Source organism: Alcaligenes sp. NLF5-7 (genome assembly GCF_024266725.1).
GTDB lineage: Bacteria > Pseudomonadota > Gammaproteobacteria > Burkholderiales > Burkholderiaceae_B > Alcaligenes > Alcaligenes phenolicus.
This window is the reverse complement of sequence record NZ_CP100755.1, coordinates 168,752-183,944: the sequence shown is the minus strand read 5'-3', so window position 1 is coordinate 183,944 and position 15,193 is coordinate 168,752. Positions and strand designations below refer to the sequence as shown.

At 57.9% G+C, this 15,193-nt stretch carries 15 protein-coding genes; 7 read left to right on the top strand and 8 right to left on the bottom strand.

Translation table 11 applies throughout. From position 1 onward, the window contains the following. Nucleotides 1–53: 53 nt before the first annotated feature. The 7 genes from flgK to MID00_RS00885 all read left to right on the top strand — a co-directional run bounded on the left by flgK (nt 54) and on the right by MID00_RS00885 (nt 9,396). Entirely contained in the window at nt 54–1,769 is a 1,716-nt protein-coding gene (flgK, locus tag MID00_RS00915; protein WP_009458104.1) for a flagellar hook-associated protein FlgK, read from the top strand. A 35-nt stretch (nt 1,770–1,804) separates the two neighbouring features. After that, entirely contained in the window at nt 1,805–3,022 is a 1,218-nt protein-coding gene (gene flgL, locus MID00_RS00910) for a flagellar hook-associated protein FlgL (protein WP_250756948.1), read from the top strand. A 68-nt stretch (nt 3,023–3,090) separates the two neighbouring features. Further along, entirely contained in the window at nt 3,091–4,515 is a 1,425-nt protein-coding gene (locus MID00_RS00905) for a methyl-accepting chemotaxis protein (protein ID WP_279630676.1), read from the top strand. Further along, complete coding sequence (locus tag MID00_RS00900; RefSeq protein ID WP_009458098.1) at nt 4,515–4,952, top strand: hypothetical protein; 438 nt, start codon at nt 4,515–4,517, stop codon at nt 4,950–4,952. The genes MID00_RS00905 and MID00_RS00900 overlap by 1 nt, the downstream gene beginning before the upstream one ends. A gap of 21 nt (nt 4,953–4,973) precedes the next feature. Further along, a complete protein-coding gene (locus MID00_RS00895; RefSeq protein ID WP_009458096.1) occupies nt 4,974–6,680 on the top strand; it encodes a methyl-accepting chemotaxis protein in 1,707 nt (568 codons plus the stop codon). A gap of 119 nt (nt 6,681–6,799) precedes the next feature. Further along, entirely contained in the window at nt 6,800–8,710 is a 1,911-nt protein-coding gene (locus MID00_RS00890) for a DUF294 nucleotidyltransferase-like domain-containing protein (protein ID WP_250756949.1), read from the top strand. Beyond that, on the top strand, nt 8,707–9,396 hold the full coding sequence (locus MID00_RS00885; protein ID WP_254499552.1) for a PolC-type DNA polymerase III: 690 nt from the start codon (nt 8,707–8,709) through the stop codon (nt 9,394–9,396). The genes MID00_RS00890 and MID00_RS00885 overlap by 4 nt, the downstream gene beginning before the upstream one ends. On the opposite strand, the gene fliR is transcribed toward MID00_RS00885, so the two are convergent. The 8 genes from fliR to MID00_RS00845 all read right to left on the bottom strand — a co-directional run bounded on the left by fliR (nt 9,393) and on the right by MID00_RS00845 (nt 15,186). Next, the gene (gene fliR, locus MID00_RS00880) at nt 9,393–10,178 is read right to left on the bottom strand and encodes a flagellar biosynthetic protein FliR (protein ID WP_254499551.1); all 786 of its coding nucleotides are present in this window, start codon (nt 10,176–10,178) and stop codon (nt 9,393–9,395) included. The genes MID00_RS00885 and fliR overlap by 4 nt on opposite strands. Before the next feature lie 95 nt (nt 10,179–10,273). Continuing rightward, nucleotides 10,274–10,543: a flagellar biosynthesis protein FliQ gene (fliQ, locus tag MID00_RS00875; RefSeq protein WP_003804652.1), complete on the bottom strand. Its 270-nt coding sequence runs from the start codon at nt 10,541–10,543 to the stop codon at nt 10,274–10,276. 9 nt (nt 10,544–10,552) lie between these two features. Next, complete coding sequence (fliP, locus tag MID00_RS00870) at nt 10,553–11,281, bottom strand: flagellar type III secretion system pore protein FliP (protein ID WP_226349341.1); 729 nt, start codon at nt 11,279–11,281, stop codon at nt 10,553–10,555. A gap of 46 nt (nt 11,282–11,327) precedes the next feature. After that, a complete protein-coding gene (gene fliO, locus MID00_RS00865) occupies nt 11,328–11,630 on the bottom strand; it encodes a flagellar biosynthetic protein FliO (RefSeq protein WP_235484243.1) in 303 nt (100 codons plus the stop codon). A 3-nt stretch (nt 11,631–11,633) separates the two neighbouring features. Continuing rightward, on the bottom strand, nt 11,634–12,137 hold the full coding sequence (fliN, locus tag MID00_RS00860) for a flagellar motor switch protein FliN (protein ID WP_009458083.1): 504 nt from the start codon (nt 12,135–12,137) through the stop codon (nt 11,634–11,636). Continuing rightward, nucleotides 12,134–13,141 (bottom strand): flagellar motor switch protein FliM, encoded by a 1,008-nt coding sequence (gene fliM, locus MID00_RS00855; protein ID WP_009458081.1) that lies wholly within the window; start codon nt 13,139–13,141, stop codon nt 12,134–12,136. The genes fliN and fliM overlap by 4 nt, the downstream gene beginning before the upstream one ends. After that, nucleotides 13,142–13,627 (bottom strand): flagellar basal body-associated FliL family protein, encoded by a 486-nt coding sequence (locus MID00_RS00850; protein ID WP_226349333.1) that lies wholly within the window; start codon nt 13,625–13,627, stop codon nt 13,142–13,144. Between the two features lie 212 nt (nt 13,628–13,839). Next, the gene (locus MID00_RS00845) at nt 13,840–15,186 is read right to left on the bottom strand and encodes a flagellar hook-length control protein FliK (protein ID WP_254499550.1); all 1,347 of its coding nucleotides are present in this window, start codon (nt 15,184–15,186) and stop codon (nt 13,840–13,842) included. Nucleotides 15,187–15,193: the final 7 nt, after the last annotated feature.

Genomic DNA, 15,193 nt, shown 5'->3' with positions numbered 1-15,193 from the left:
GTTCATTTTTCGCCTTGGACACTACGGGCCGGGCAGGACAGAAAGGATTTGATATGAATCTCGCCAACCTTGGTATTACCGGCTTGTTTGCCGCTCAAAAGCGCATGCAGGTCACGGGCCACAATATTAATAATATCGATACCGCTGGCTATAACCGCCAATCGGTCCTGGTTGAGACGGCTGGCTCGGTAGGAAGCGGCAATGGCTATTACGGCCGTGGCGTGCAGGTGGTTACCGTTCAGCGCTCCTACGACAACTTTCTGTATCAGCAGTTGGTGCGCTCGCAAACTACCGGTGCGGCTCTGGTTAGCTACGGTACGGAAATTGCCCAGCTGGACAATCTGTTCTCGGACCGCACGGTCGGCGTCAGCCCCGCCTTGCAAAACTTTTTCAATGGTCTGGAAGCCGTGGCATCGCAACCTGCGGATCCTTCGGCTCGCCAGGAACTGCTGGGCCGTGCAGAAAGCCTGGCTACCCAGATTCGTGACGCGACATCCTACATGAACCGCGTCAACGAGAACATCAATACCCAGGTCGGTACCACCGTTACCCAGATCAACAGCTATCTGGAACGGATTGATAACGTCAACAAACAGATCGTTGCTGCCAAAGGCACCACGCCCGGTCACGAACCCAATGACTTGCTGGACCAGCGCGAACAGCTGGTGTCCGAGCTGGGGCAGCTGATTGATGTGCGTACCGTCGAGCAGGATGGACGGATGAGCATCACCACCGCTGGCGGCCAGATGCTGCTGGGTGGCGAAAGTATTTACCCCTTGCACGCCGTGCGTTCGGCTGAAAACCCCGAGCGTATGGTGGTCGGCTTTACCTCCGCACTGAATGTGGACGGCAAGATGGTGGTGTCCGAGTTCCGCGAGGGCACCATTAAAGGCGGCACCTTGGGGGGCTTGTTGCAGTTCCGTCAGGAAAGCCTGGAGCCGGCTATCAATGCGCTGGGGCGTTTGGCTGTGGGTCTGGCTCACACGGTGAACGATATTCACCGTCAAGGTGTGGACCTGAAGGGTGAGGCGGGCAAAGACATGTTCAGCGTCAGCGGCCCGAAAGTGATTGCCAATGGCAATAACCCGGTCAGCAGCGGTGTGCCTGGTGTGTCTTTCTACAAAGACCCTGTTGATCCGGCTGATCCCAGCAAGGGCTACACCCAGCCAGTCGACAAGCTGACGGGCGACAACTACCGCATCGAGCGCGTGGATGGTCGTTTCCAGCTGCGTAACTTGAGCAGCAACGACGTTACCCCCTTGAACGGTCCGGACAAGAACGGTGGCATTACCCGGGTGGATGGTCTGGAAATTGATGTCTCCGGCTTGAAGACCCAATCTCAGGATGGCGACTCCTGGTTGCTGCAGCCCACCGTCAATGCAGGCAGCAGCTTGCAGGTGGAGATCAAGCGTCCACAGGATATTGCTGCAGCTGATAAAGATACCGGTTCGGCTAACGGTGCCATCGCCCAGAAACTGGCGGACTTGCGCAATAGCAAGGTGCTGGCCGACGGCTCCTTGAGCCTGAACGATTCTTTTGGTCAGATCGTGAACCGTATTGCGGTGCAAACGCAGCAAAACGGCACGGCGGCCAAAGCCCAGTTAAAGCTGATCGAGCAAAACTATGCCGCTCAGCAAACCTTGTCCGGCGTGAACAAGGACGAGGAATACATCATGCTCCAGCGTTATCAGGAGCAGTATCAGGCCGCTGCCCGTCTGATTGACGTCAGCTCCCAGATGTTTGACACCCTTTTAGGCCTGCGTAGTTGAGTACGGCTCTTTAGTCTTGAAATTGGAACCTTGCTATGCGTATTAGTTCTTCTCTTTTCTTTCAGACGGGCCTGACTTCGATCAACAAGCAGCAGTCCGATCTGATGCGGGTTTTTCAGCAAATGGGTTCGCAAAAGCGCATGATCACCCCATCGGATGATCCGCTGGCCTCGGCCCAGACCATTAATCTGGCCCAGTCCCAGGCCATGGACAAGCGTTACGGTGAAAACCGTGAAGTGGCCATGCGTGCCCTGGGTGAGGAAGAAAACCTGCTCAATGCCGTCAACCTGCAGTTGCAAGGCGTGCAGACCCGTCTGGTGGAAGCCTCTACCGGCACCATGTCCGACGCGGACCGCAGCACCTTGGCCACGGTGGTGGAAAGTGCTCTGGATACTCTGTTTGGCTTTGCCAATACCAAGGATGGTTCGGGGCAATACCTGTTCTCCGGTGCCAAGGGCACGACACAGGCCTTCGAGCGTACGGGCAATACCTTCAGCTACACGGGCGACACCAACAGCCGCAATATTCAGGTTGAGCAAACTCGTCAAATGGATTCGGCCGATCATGGCCGCACCATTTTCGAGCGCGCCAATCCCGGCTCGACCGCCTATTTCACCCAGGCCAATGCCAATACGGGCTCGGCTGTAGTCAGTGCGCCTAATGGCAACTCCTCGCTGGCCGGTGCCCAAGCCCATTACACCATCCGCTTTACTTCGGAAACCGAGTACGACATTGAAGTGAATGGCGCGGTTGTCAGCCAGGGCGTACTGGACGAAAACGAGCGTCAACGCATTAATTTGCCCGGTGGCGTCAGCGTCCAGATCGAAGGCAAGCCTGCCGTCGGTGACAGTTTCGAGGTCAGCTCGGTAGACAGCACCAGCTCGGCAGACATGAACATGTTCAACACCTTGCAATCGGTGGTTGAGGCCCTGCGTAAACCTGTCAGTGGCGATCCTGCTGGGCAGGCAGAGTTCCGCAACGCGATGAACTCGGCCATGCAACGTATCGGGGAAAACTTCGATAACGTGCAGACCGTGATTTCCTCGGTGGGTACGCGCATGAACGAAATTGATGCCTTGAGCGCCAACGGCGCGGCTCGTGCTTTGAACTACACCAATGAACTCTCGCGTCTGGAGGATCTGAATATTTTTCAGGCTTCCACCGATCTGGAGTTGCGCAAGGCCGCGCTGGAAATGTCGGCCATGGCGTTCCAGACGATTCAGAGCATGAGCTTGTTCAATATGAATCGCTAAGCCTGCGTTCCTTTTTTGGGTGGTTTTTCCTTAAACCGGCAGTCAAGCACCACGTGCGGGAATCTTCTATGCTTTTTAAGAATTTGAGTCTAAAGGTCGGCATGACCTTTTGTATTGCTGCTCTGATGGCATTGACAGTGGCCATGGCAGGTTGGGCGCTGTATTACTTTCATGGCCTGCTGGCCCTGGGTTCGGGCGACAAAGTATTGCGCACCCTGCAAGAGCAGCAGAGCACGTTCAATATCGTCCTGACCGTTGTGCTGGTGCTGGCCGTGCTGCTGGGCCTGGCCGCGATCAGCTACTTCTTCCGCCGTGTGGTGCGTCCCTTGGGCGACTTTGCCGCGTACTTTGATGCAATTGCCAAAGGCGATCTGACTCAACGTATTCGCGTGCTGACCGCCAATGAAATCGGTGATCTGTTCGAGTCGCTGGGCCGCATGCAGGAATCCCTGGTCAAGACCACCACGACGGTACGTCTGGGCCTGGAAGAGATCCATGCCGGTGCGCAGGAAATTGCCCAGGGCAATACCAATATCAGCAGCCGTACCGAAGAACAGGCCGCTTCCTTGCAGCAGACCGCTGCCAGCATGGAGCAGTTGGCCGGCACTGTTCGTCAGAACGCGGACAACGCCCAGCAAGCCAACCAGTTGGCCGCCACGGCATCGGATGTGGCTCATCGTGGTGGTAGTGCCGTCAATGAAGTGGTTGCAACCATGCAAGGCATTTCGGCCAGCTCCAACAAGATTTCCGACATTGTGGGCGTGATCGACAGCATTGCGTTCCAGACCAATATTCTGGCTCTGAACGCGGCTGTGGAAGCAGCTCGTGCAGGGGAGCAGGGTAAGGGTTTTGCGGTGGTGGCCGCCGAGGTGCGAGCCCTGGCTCAGCGCAGTGCCCAGGCCGCGCGTGAAATTACCGCCTTGATCGAGGACTCGGTACGCAAAGTGACGGAAGGTTCCTCGCAAGTGGAACGTGCCGGCGCCACCATGCAGGAAATTGTGGACTCCGTGCGTCGCGTGACCGACATCATGGGTGAGATTACCGCTGCCACGATTGAACAGTCCTCCGGGATTGATCAGGTGAATCGCGCAGTCTCGCAAATGGATGAAACAACGCAGTACAACGCCCGTCTGGTGGAGCAGGCCGCTCTGGCATCCTCTGGCCTGAGCGAGCAGGTGACCAAGGTCAACCAGGCCATCGCTTTCTTCCGTTCGCCCGGTACGGAAGTCATTGACGTCAGCGCGCGCCGTGTGGCCAACCGCCGCAGTGTGGCCGCTGCTTCCTCTGAAACAGAACACCGTCGTAGCCCCGCCTTGAACGGCAGTGCCGCGGCCACCAAAGCCAGCCCCCCCACCAAAGGCTTGTCGGCACCTGCCAAGGCTGCACCGGCCGCCAAGACTACCGCTGCCCAGGACGATAGCCAGCGCCTGCTGCGCCCGGACCTGAGCAAAAGCAGCAGCGCTGCTTCGGATGATGATTGGGAGGAGTTTTAATGTCTCGCACCCGACTGAGTACCTGGGTCGGGCTGGGACGTAAGACGCTGATAGGCTTGTGCTTGCTGACCCTGGTTGCGTGCGCCACCCAGGGATCCTCCTTCAAGGCCTCGGGGTTGAATGATCTGATCCTGGGCCAAAGTACTCGTGCCGATGCCGAGCTGTCCTTGCAAGGTCGTCCTCATCAGGTCTACCGACAGCTCGATGGCAGTGAAATGGCCGTGTGGTTCCAGGGCACAACCCTGGCAACGGATGCGGTCTATTTTCGACAGGAACTGTGGCTTCAATTTGATGCCCAGGGGCGTTTCCAGCAAGTGGTCAAACGCAGTCATATTCCTTCCATGTATCGCGAGCAAGCGCGTAGTACCACGACAGGCTCGGTCACGATTGAGCACCCTGGCACGGACATGATCACCATCTTGCCGGTCAGCCACTAGAGTTTTCTTTGGATTTAGCAAATGCTGGGTATTGAAAGCAGTCTTCCGTCCGCGTCCCGCGCTTCTAAACGTCGTTCCTCAAAATCATTTCGCCCCAGTCTGAAGTCTGCTTCGGGCCTGAAGATCAGCACCATGCTGATGATCTGCATGGGCTTGTTCATGGTCCTGATTGTGGCCGTGGGCGGCCTGGCGGCTTACTACCTGCAGCAAAGCGGCGATGCGCTGCGTACCATCAATCGTCAGGCAGATCGTTCCGCACAGGTTCTGCAGCTCAATAACAATATGATGGAAGCGCGCCTTAGCTTGATGAGCGCAGCGCGCTTTTATCAGGAAGCTGGCATCGATAACGACGCCAATATGCTGCAAAGTGCAGACAATCTGGTGATTATGGCTAACCAGAAGCTGGATGAGGTACGCAAGGCCTTTGCAGATATCCGTGCCAATATGCCTACCGAACCGGAGCTGCGCCGACTGGCCATGGGTTTGGTGGCTTCCTATCAGGCGTATCTGGACGATGGTATCGAGCCTATGGTTCAGGCCCTGGAGACACGCGACTACAGCACTTTTTACTTCGTCAGCGAAGGTTTTGGTGTGCTGCGTGCGGCCACTTTCCAGTTCCGTATTGAAGAGTTGAGCAAGTTCTACAACGATCAGACGGATCTGTTGCTGGAGCAAGCTCAATTGCAAACCCGTGTTGCCAATAGCGCGATTGGTTTGGGCTTGCTGATTGGCTTGGCCATTATTGTGGCGCTGCGCCTGGTGCTGGGCCGTACCGCTTTGGCTCCCCTGCGTGAAGCCGGTGTGCATTTTGACCATATTGCCAATGGCGATCTGACCAAGAAGATTACCTATCGTTCGGCCAATGAAGTCGGTGTTTTGTATGATGCCATGCGCCGCATGCAGCAAAGCTTGCAAGGCATTGTGCTGACCGTTCGCCAAGGTGTGGACGAAATTGCTTCGGGTTCCTCGCAGATTTTTGCAGGCAATACTGACTTGAGTTCCCGTACCGAACAACAAGCCGCCGCCTTGCAGGAAACGGCGGCCAGTCTGGAAGAATTGGCCAGCACGGTGCGTCAGAACGCAGACAATGCTCATCAGGCAGACCAGCTGGCTCATAACGCCGCCAAGGTTGCTCGCCAGGGTGGCGAGTCGGTCGGTGCCGTGGTCAATACCATGAACCAGATTTCTGCGCGTTCCGGCCAAGTGGCAGACATCGTTAACGTGATTGACGGTATTGCTTTCCAAACCAATATTCTGGCTTTGAACGCCGCCGTGGAAGCCGCCCGTGCCGGTGAGCAGGGCAAGGGCTTTGCGGTGGTAGCGGGCGAAGTACGCAGCCTGGCGCAGCGCAGCGCGCAAGCAGCCAAGGAAATCAAGGGCCTGATTGAAGCCTCGCAAAATGAAGTCCAGACCGGTACACAGCAAGTGGCCAGCGCGGGCGACATTATTCAGGAAGTGGTGCGCGCGGTAAATAGCGTGACCACCTTGATGAGCGAGATTTCCTCGGCCTCTCAAGAGCAAACGGCGGGTATCGAACAGATCAATACTGCCGTGGCACAAATGGATGCTGTGGTGCAGCAAAATGCCTCGCTGGTGGAAGAGGCGGCTGCGGCAGCAGGCTCTTTGCAGTCTCAATCCGAGACCCTGGCCGAGGCGGTCTCCCAATTCAAGGTCCAGGAAGGTGATGTCATCGATATGGCCGAGCGCGACTACGATCGTTTGCGTTAAGCGCTTTGAGGGGAAAAACAGGCGCATGCCTATAGTTGAAATCCCCTAGAAAAACAGGGTCCGCGAGGGCCATGCTGCATGGCACAATAATTCTTTGCCTATAGCCAGCAGAGACGCCCATGTCCTTCGCGATTCCCGGTGAATCCGTGGCCAAGACGGCGGTGCGCCAAAAGGCGCCCGGCATCTTGGCCTGGTTGATTGCTTACCCGCCTTTCGATCAGATGCAGGCGCAGCACTGCGATTACCTGATCGAGCATAGCGAGCTACGGTTTTTTTCAGCCGGACAGGTGCTGTTGGAAGAAGGCGCGCGTGTTGACCAGCTCTACCTTGTTCGCCAAGGTCAGATCTCCAGCCAGGAACACGGGGAAACTCACGAGTATGTGGAAGGGGATCTTCTGCCCGTGCGTGAACTGGTTTCGGGTCAGGCTCTGGACAGTGATTACCTGGTACAGGAAGACTGCTTTACCTTGTGCGTGGCTGGTGAAGCCGTTGCCCATCTGCTGACCATCAGCGAGCCTTTTCGGGATTACTGCTTGCGTGGTACCAGCAGCCTGCTGGCCTCGGTCTGGCGCAGTGCCCAGAAAAGTGCCAGCGCCGACCTGGGTGCCAGCTACACGCTGGACATGAGTCTGCAAGCCCTGACAGAACGCGGTTTGCTTAGCTGTTTGCCGGATTGTCCGGTCGAGCAGGCGGTCAAGGATATGCACGAGCGTCAGGTCAGCAGCATGGTGGTGGTCAATCCGGACCAGCATTTGCTGGGCATCTTCACCTTGCGAGACTTGCGCCGTTTGGTAGCCGGTGGTCAATACGATCCGACCCAGGCCATGTCTCAAGTCATGACACCGGACCCGGTCTGGCTGGCTCCCCAATCCTCGGCCTTTGATGCAGCTTTGCTGATGGTAGAGCATCAGATTGGCCATATCTGCCTGGTTCAAGACCATAAAGTCGTGGGCATGGTGTCCGAGCGCGATGTGTTCTCCTTGCAGCGCGTGGATCTGGTGCATTTGTCGCGTGCCTTGCGCTGTGCTCAGGACGTGTCCGTGCTGGTGCGTCTGCAGTCCGATATTGGTCGGCTGGTGGATGCCATGCTGGCTCACGGTGCGCGTTCTGAACAGCTGACTGCGGTGATTACGCGTTTGAATGATCACACGGTTCAGCGCACGATTGAATTGAGCTTGCCCGGCTCCGGGCTGGATGGCATCGAGTTCTGCTGGCTGGCTTTTGGTAGTCAGGCCCGTGGCGAGCAAACCCGTCATACCGATCAGGACAATGGCATTTTATTTGCCGCCCATTCGCCCGAACAGGCCCAAGCCCATCGGGCCCTGCTCCTGCCTTTTGCGCGTCGGGTGAACGAGGCCCTGGACCGCTGCGGGATGGCCTGGTGCACTGGCAACATCATGGCCAGCAATCCTGACCTATGCCTGTCTGAAGCCGAATGGCTGCATCGTTTCCAGATCATGATTGAACGGCCTGCGCCCGAGCAATTGCTGGAGTCCACGATTTACTTTGATTGCCGCGCCATCTGGGGCCAGAGCAGTATGCTGCAACGCATGCAGCGCCGCGTACTGGGCATGGTGAACGATAACCCTGTGTTCCAGCGCATGCTGGCTCAAAGTACCTGTCAGACCCGCATTCCCAGTGGTAAAAAGCGCAGTCGTCTGGAAGCGCTGATGGGGCAGGGCGATGACAAGCTGGACATCAAGAAACAGGCCTTGGCACCGATGGTGGATGTGCTGCGTGTGCTGGCCCTGGCGCATGGTTGCGAACTGGCCTCGTCCATGGACAGGCTGGCCGTGCTGACTCAGCGCGGTGTCTTCACAGACGAGGAGTCGGATGGCCTGCGCGAGGCCTACCGCTATTTGCAATTGCTGCGCTTGCAACATCATCAAACCCAGTTGCAGCAGGGGCAGGAGCCCAACAATCTGGTGCGTTTAAGTACGTTAGGTGCACTGGATGCACGTGTCTTGCGTGAAGCCTTGTCGCAAGTGCGCCGTGCCCAACGTATTCTGGCTTTCCGGTATCGCTTATGAAACTGCTTTCCTGGCTTCCTTGGCGTAAATCCTCTTTTGCCGCACGCAGTCCCTCCTTGTCCTGGAGCGGGGTGGACGAACTGGCTTTGGACGAAGCGGCCTTTACTGTGCTGGATCTGGAAACCAGTGGTCTGGAGCCCAAGCGCCACCATATCGTTCAGATGGGTGCGGTCCGCTTGGAAAATGGTTCGATTGCCCTGGGCAATATCTGGTCCGGTCTGGTTCGCACCCAGGGCGAGCGCAGCCCTGATAGCTTATTGATTCATGAGATCAGCCCGCAACAACAGGAAGAAGGCGAGCCACTACCCCAGCTGATGCGGGACTTTGCCCGCTATTCCGAAAATACGGTATGGGTCGCCTGGGATGCCGACTTTGATCTGGCGTTTCTGGACCGTGCCTGGCCGAAGGCGGGCCTGGAGCAGGCCCGACCTTTGGCTCTGGATTTGGCTGAACTGGCTGCGTGTGTATTGCCCGACTGGCGTGGTCGTCGTCTGGGCCTGGACGATTGCCTGAAATATTGTGGCCTGCCGGTAAGTGACCGCCATGATGCCTTGGGAGACGCCCTGGTCACTGCACAGTTGATGCAATTACTGATTGGGCGCGCCAAGCAAAAAGGCGTCCTGACCATAGGCCAGGCTCGGCGCTTGATGCAATCGCACAAGCAGCGGCAGGCGCACGCGTTTTAAGAGCCTGCCAGTCCCAGCGCGACCCGCATCATGGCTTCGTAGCCGGAGTTGAATAGCTGGGTCAGGAAGGGCGTAGTCTGAGGAATGACCACGGTCAGCAAGGTCAGGCCGACTGTCAGCGTAATTGGGAAACCCACAGCAAAAATCGTCAATTGCTGGGCGGTACGGTTCAAGATCCCGAAGGCCAGGTTAATGGTCAGCAGCACAATAATCAGTGGCAGGGCCAGCAACATGCCTGATACCCACAATTCGCTGCTCCAATCAAGCAAGGCACCCCAGCCATTGATGTTCAGGTCCGCGCCGATGGGCAGCACATGGAAGGTGCGCACCAGCACACCCAGCAAGAGCAGGTGGCCGTTCAGGGCCAGAAAGGTCAGCACCGCAATCACGTTCAGCAGCCGCGACAGCACGGCGGTATTCGCGCCGGTAGCGGGGTCAAAGAATGAGGCAAAAGACAGGCCCATTTGCAGGCCGATAAACTCGCCCGCTGTCTGTACCGCTGCAAACACGATGCGCATGGTCAGACCCAACGCGACACCGATGAACACTTGCTGCGCGGCAATCAGCAGGGCCTCGTAAGAGGCCGTAGGTAGATCGGGTAGAGGCGGTAGCGAGGGCGCGACAATCAGGGTCAGGACAAAGCCCAGACCCACTTTGGCCCGCTTGGGGATGGCCGATTCGCTGAAAAAGGGGACCGTGGCCAGAGTGGCCAGAATACGGATGAAGGGCCACAGGAAAGCATTGAGCCAGGCATAGAGCTGGGCGGAGTTCAGGTCGAGCACGGCAAGCCTAGGGCCTGTTCAGTGGGCAAGGCATTGCACTTTGCCAGTCACGGATTTGCGTACTCACGGAAGGCTCCTTGTCGCGCTGGTCAGTCTTAGTTGACCAGCCCGGGAATGCCACGCAACAGGCCCTGCATGTAGTCGACCATATTGTTGATCAACCAGGGGCCCAGCAGCACCACCGTAATGCCCATGGCCAGTAGCTTGGGGATGAAAGACAGCGTCATCTCGTTGATCTGGGTGGCTGCCTGGAAAATACTGATGCCCAGACCGACCACCAGCACCACGATCAACATGGGACCGGCCATGGACAGGGCCAGTTTCAGGGCGGTATAGGTCATGGACATGACGGTTTCGGGAGTCATGACAGTCCTTTATTGGTAGAAGCTGCGGGCGAGGGAACCCAGCAGCAGATGCCAGCCATCGGCCAGCACAAACAGCATGAGCTTGAAGGGCAGCGAGATAGTCACGGGTGGGACCATCATCATCCCCAGGGACATCAGGACGCTGGCAATCACCAGGTCAATGATCAGAAAGGGGATAAAAATCGTAAAGCCGATCTGGAAGGCGGTTTTCAGCTCGCTGGTTACAAAAGCCGGCACCAGTACGCGCAAGGGGACATCTTCCGGGGATTCCAGTTCTGCCACGCCCGCCATATCGCCAAACAGCTTCAAGTCCGCTTCGCGGGTCTGGTGCAGCATGAAGGTTTTCAGGGGTTGGGCACCTTGCTCCAGCGCGGTTTCAAAGCTGATCTTGTTTTCCGACAAGGGCTTGTAGGCGTCCTGATACACCTGATCAAACACCGGTGACATCACAAAGAAAGTCAGAAACAGGGCCAGGCCCACCAGCACGGTGTTGGGCGGCGCCGTACCTGTTCCCATTGCATTGCGCAGCAGCCCCAGCACGATGATGACGCGGGTAAAGCCGGTCATCATCAGCAAGGCCGCTGGCAGGAAGGACATCATGGTCAGCATGGCCAGTGTCTGGATGCTGAGTGACCAGGTTTGCGAGCCGTTCGGGCCTGCTGTGCTGGTAATGGCCGGAACAGCCTGGGCCCAGGCCTCGGAAGGCAGGAGCAGGCTGATCAGGGCCAGAAGCAGCATCAGGCCGATGCGCTGGGTGGGAGAGAAGAGTGCGGTCATGATGCGGTCAGCGGGGCGCACGGTGCTGGTCCAGATGGGCCTGGAAGTCCGGCTCGGAGCTAGCGGGCGTTGTGGTGTGCAGCAGGCTGATCTGCTGAGGGGTGATGCCAATCAGAATTTCGCGGTCATCAATCTGGACCAAGGCCACGCTGCTGCGCGGCCCCAGGCGTTGATTGTCCAGAATCTTGATGCGTTGCTGGTTTTTGTTTTTCAGCAGCCCGCCTCGGCGGGCAACCCAGGCTGCCGCCAGAATCAGGCCTACAACCAGCAGCAGGCTGAGCATGATTCTGACGAGCTGGGCTTGTTCCATGTTCTAGCGGCGGCCGTTCAGGCGTTGGATACGATCCGATGGAGTCACGATGTCGGTGACGCGAATACCGTATTTATCGTCTACCACGACCACTTCGCCTTGGGCGATCAGGTAGCCGTTCACGTAAATATCCAGCGGTTCGCCAGCCAGACCGTCCAGCTCCACCACGGAGCCCTGGCCCAGTTGCAGAATGTTCTTGATGGTCAGACGTGTGCGACCCAGCTCCACCGACAGCTGGACCGGGATGTCCATAATCATGTCGATATCGGTGGTGGCGTTCGCTTCGGCGTGCTCCATGGGCGGGAACAGATTGCTGGCAGGGCTGGGTTCGTGCACAGGCGTGGCCGCGCTTTGCTCGGCCAGTGCCGAGGCCCAGTCATCCTCCAGGGGTTGTTCCAGTCCTTGGGCTTGGGTGCTGCTTTGGCTGCCAGCCTGTTGCTCAGCCATCGCGGCTGCCCAGTCGTCCTCGGGCGCAGACCGGTCGTTAGGGTTGTGAGGGTCGCTCATAGGGACTTACCTTTAGTCAAATCGCTGTCGTTGGTGGCCAAGATGTTTTCTACCCGCAAGGAGTAGCGGCCACCGGAGGTGCCGTAGCGGCATTCCAGAACCGGCACGCCATCCACGTGGGCTTCAATAAGAGTGGGGATTTCAATTGGCAAGACATCATTGGCCTTTAACTGGGTCAGCTCGGCAATGGTCATGTCTATATTGACGAAGTTGGCAATCAGTTCAACTTCGGCGCTGCGCACTTGTCGTGACAATTGCTGGGTCCACCGCTGGTCAATATCGTTGGTGCCTTTGTCCTGCAAGGGGCGGGTCAGCAGATCGCGCAGCGGCTCGATCATGGAGTAGGGCAGGCAGATATTCAGATTGCCACCCTGGGCACCAAATTCAATATTGAAAGAGGTCACCACCACGATGTCATTGCTGCTGCTGATGCTGGCAAACTTGGTATGCATCTCCGAGCGCATGTACTCCGCTTCCAGCGGGTAGATGGACTCCCAGGCACCGCAGTAGCTCTCCAGCGTCAGGGTCAGCAAACGCTGGATGATGCGCTGCTCGGTCGTGGTGAAGTCCCGGCCTTCGACGCGGGTGTTGTAGCGGCCATGGCCACCAAACAGGCTGTCGATAATCAGGAAGACCAGGTTCGGGTCGAAGGTAAACAGCGACACGCCCCGCAAGGGCTTTAAGGCAACCATGTTCAGGTTGCTGGGCACGGGCAGGTTGCGCTCGAAATCCGAGTACTTTTGAATACGAATGGAACCGACGGTGATGTCTGCGTTGCGGCGCATGAAGCTGAGCATGGTCGAGCGCAAACGACGGGCAAAGCGCTCGTTGATCAGCTCCAGGGTCTGCATGCGGTGACGCACTACCCGGTCTGGCGAGGTCAGGTCATAGGCCCGTACGCCAGTCAGGTTTTCGTTCAAGGGCTTGGTGTCAGCGCCTTCGCCGGTAACACCGGCCAGCAGTGCATCGACTTCGTCTTGGGATAGGAAGCTCTGATACGACATTTATTGGATGACAAAGGCGGTGAACAGGACATCATTGATGTTCGGTACAGCAGTGTTGGGCGCGTAGGGCTCTTTCAGGCCGGCGCTCAGCTGTGCAACCAGGGCTTGACGCCCTTCGGAGGTCTGGATGTAGGTGGGGCGCTGTTCAGCCAGAATCTTGAGCACGCGATCACGCACCATGGGCATGTACTCCACCAGCATGGAGCGCGAACCATCGTCCTGGACACGCAAGGTGATGCCTACGTACAAGATGCGCGAGCGGCCATTCTCGTTCAGGGTGACGGTAAAGGGGTCCAGCGGCGCAAAAATGGGTTTGGCATTGACCTTGACCACCGGCGGTTCATCCGGGGCAGGGGCCGCTTCAACCGATTGGCCTTTTTCCGCCCAGGCCAACCAGGCAGGCGTGCTGCTTTGTTGCAGGGAGTAGTACAGCGTTGCGCCCACGCTAGCGGCGATAATAAACAGAACCAGCAGACCGGTTTTCATCAGGCGTGCAAGTTTGGTGGGTGCTTTTCGGGCCATGTGATGTGAGCGATGTATTTTCTAGCGTATTACAAACAGACAAACGCATGTCGGGCCTGAGCCTGACTGCATGCCTGAGCTATTGTGCCGGAGGTCAGACAGGACAGGCCCGGCGAATAGACGCTGCTTTTCGAGCTTAATCATGCTTTTTGCCGGGCTGTCTGTGGGACTGTGAATCAGGCGAAGGTATCAACCAGCGCGTCGGGGTTCAGCGAGCGTGTGGCGCTGCTGTTCACCAAGGGGCTGCTTTCGTCAGCGGAAGCCACGCCGTTCAGGCTGAAGGCGGGTTGATCGCCTTGATTGCCCTTGGCGGCCAGTTGCTCGTGAAAGGCCTGGTGCGAGGCGTGCTGGTCGCCTACGTCAGCCTGTCCCAAGGTCAGCCCGTTTTCTGCAAACTGCTGTTGCAGCTGCTGCAAGGATTGCTCCAGGGCGTGGCGGACTTGAGCATGGGGCGAGGTGATCATGGCGTGGGCCATGCCATCTTGCATTTGCAAGGTAATGCGCAAGGGGCCCAGTTCGGGTGGGTCCAGACGAATGTCGGCGCTTTGAACGCCGCCTTGAGCCTGTTGGGCCAAGGTAATCATTTGACGACCCATGGCCGCCCCCCATTCGGGGGACTGGACCGGCGTGGCAATGGCCAGCGTCAGGGGGCTGGGCAAGGCGGCCGGGCTGTTGGCCTGGACTGCGCTGGGTGCGGCGCCAAGTTGGGCTAGCAGGGAAGCATCCAGAGCGGGCAGGTTCAGATTCACGCCGGCACGGGCATCGTCAGCAATTTGTCGTCCAAAGCTAGCCAAGGAAGCCGACGCTTCATCCATCAAACGTGACTGGGATGAGGGCACATTAGCGTCGATGCCAGTGCCTGGCGGGTTGTTGTTCAGTAATTGTGCTGTGTTCACCGCTGATTTGCGAGTAGTGGTGGCGGCCAGCGGATTGCTGGTTTCAACGGCTTTAGGCAAGACCAGTTCGGCGCTCAGATCAAGCTTGGCTTCTGCTTCAACAGCGTTCAATGGCGCGGTCTGAGCTTGACGGCTACTTGGCTCGGCGGCCAGATTCTGGCGTGTGTTGAGAGCGCTCAGTGGCAGTTTGCTATCGGTTTGGGCACTTTTTGGGTCGGCCTTGCTGCTCTTGATGGCCTGTACTTGCGAAAGAATCGACAAGGCCATGGCAGGCAGGCCGCTATCGGCCGGGGCATCAGTGTCAAGTTCCAGATCGCTCTGATCGGCAATCAGCAGGGCCGGGTCTTTGATCAAGGGGTCCAGCTCGCTGGCACCAGCCTGTTCGGCCACGGCGTCAGCCAGCTTGGGGCTGTCGGCGGGAACCTGGGTTTTGGTGCTGTCCTGCTTGGCGGCTGCCGGTGTCTTGCCAGCCCCTTTGTGTTGCACCTGCTGCTGTTGGGTTTGCAGATGCTGGGCAAAGCCTTCGTCTTTGGGCGCATGCGCAGCCGCAGGCCCGGCCGTGTTAGTGACGGGGGCCGAGGGTGCGGCAGGGGCCGCAGGTAAAACCGAAAGAGTGGGCGAAGTCATGGCGGCG

Coding starts and splice junctions, on each gene's coding strand:
- flgK (WP_009458104.1), top strand. CDS start 54: ATGAATCTCGCCAACCTTGGTATTACCGGCTTGTTTGCCGCTCAAAAG.
- flgL (WP_250756948.1), top strand. CDS start 1,805: ATGCGTATTAGTTCTTCTCTTTTCTTTCAGACGGGCCTGACTTCGATC.
- MID00_RS00905 (WP_279630676.1), top strand. CDS start 3,091: ATGCTTTTTAAGAATTTGAGTCTAAAGGTCGGCATGACCTTTTGTATT.
- MID00_RS00900 (WP_009458098.1), top strand. CDS start 4,515: ATGTCTCGCACCCGACTGAGTACCTGGGTCGGGCTGGGACGTAAGACG.
- MID00_RS00895 (WP_009458096.1), top strand. CDS start 4,974: ATGCTGGGTATTGAAAGCAGTCTTCCGTCCGCGTCCCGCGCTTCTAAA.
- MID00_RS00890 (WP_250756949.1), top strand. CDS start 6,800: ATGTCCTTCGCGATTCCCGGTGAATCCGTGGCCAAGACGGCGGTGCGC.
- MID00_RS00885 (WP_254499552.1), top strand. CDS start 8,707: ATGAAACTGCTTTCCTGGCTTCCTTGGCGTAAATCCTCTTTTGCCGCA.
- fliQ (WP_003804652.1), bottom strand. CDS start 10,543: ATGACTCCCGAAACCGTCATGTCCATGACCTATACCGCCCTGAAACTG.
- fliP (WP_226349341.1), bottom strand. CDS start 11,281: ATGCTGCTTCTGGCCCTGATCAGCCTGCTCCTGCCTTCCGAGGCCTGG.
- fliO (WP_235484243.1), bottom strand. CDS start 11,630: ATGGAACAAGCCCAGCTCGTCAGAATCATGCTCAGCCTGCTGCTGGTT.
- fliN (WP_009458083.1), bottom strand. CDS start 12,137: ATGAGCGACCCTCACAACCCTAACGACCGGTCTGCGCCCGAGGACGAC.
- fliM (WP_009458081.1), bottom strand. CDS start 13,141: ATGTCGTATCAGAGCTTCCTATCCCAAGACGAAGTCGATGCACTGCTG.
- MID00_RS00850 (WP_226349333.1), bottom strand. CDS start 13,627: ATGAAAACCGGTCTGCTGGTTCTGTTTATTATCGCCGCTAGCGTGGGC.
- MID00_RS00845 (WP_254499550.1), bottom strand. CDS start 15,186: ATGACTTCGCCCACTCTTTCGGTTTTACCTGCGGCCCCTGCCGCACCC.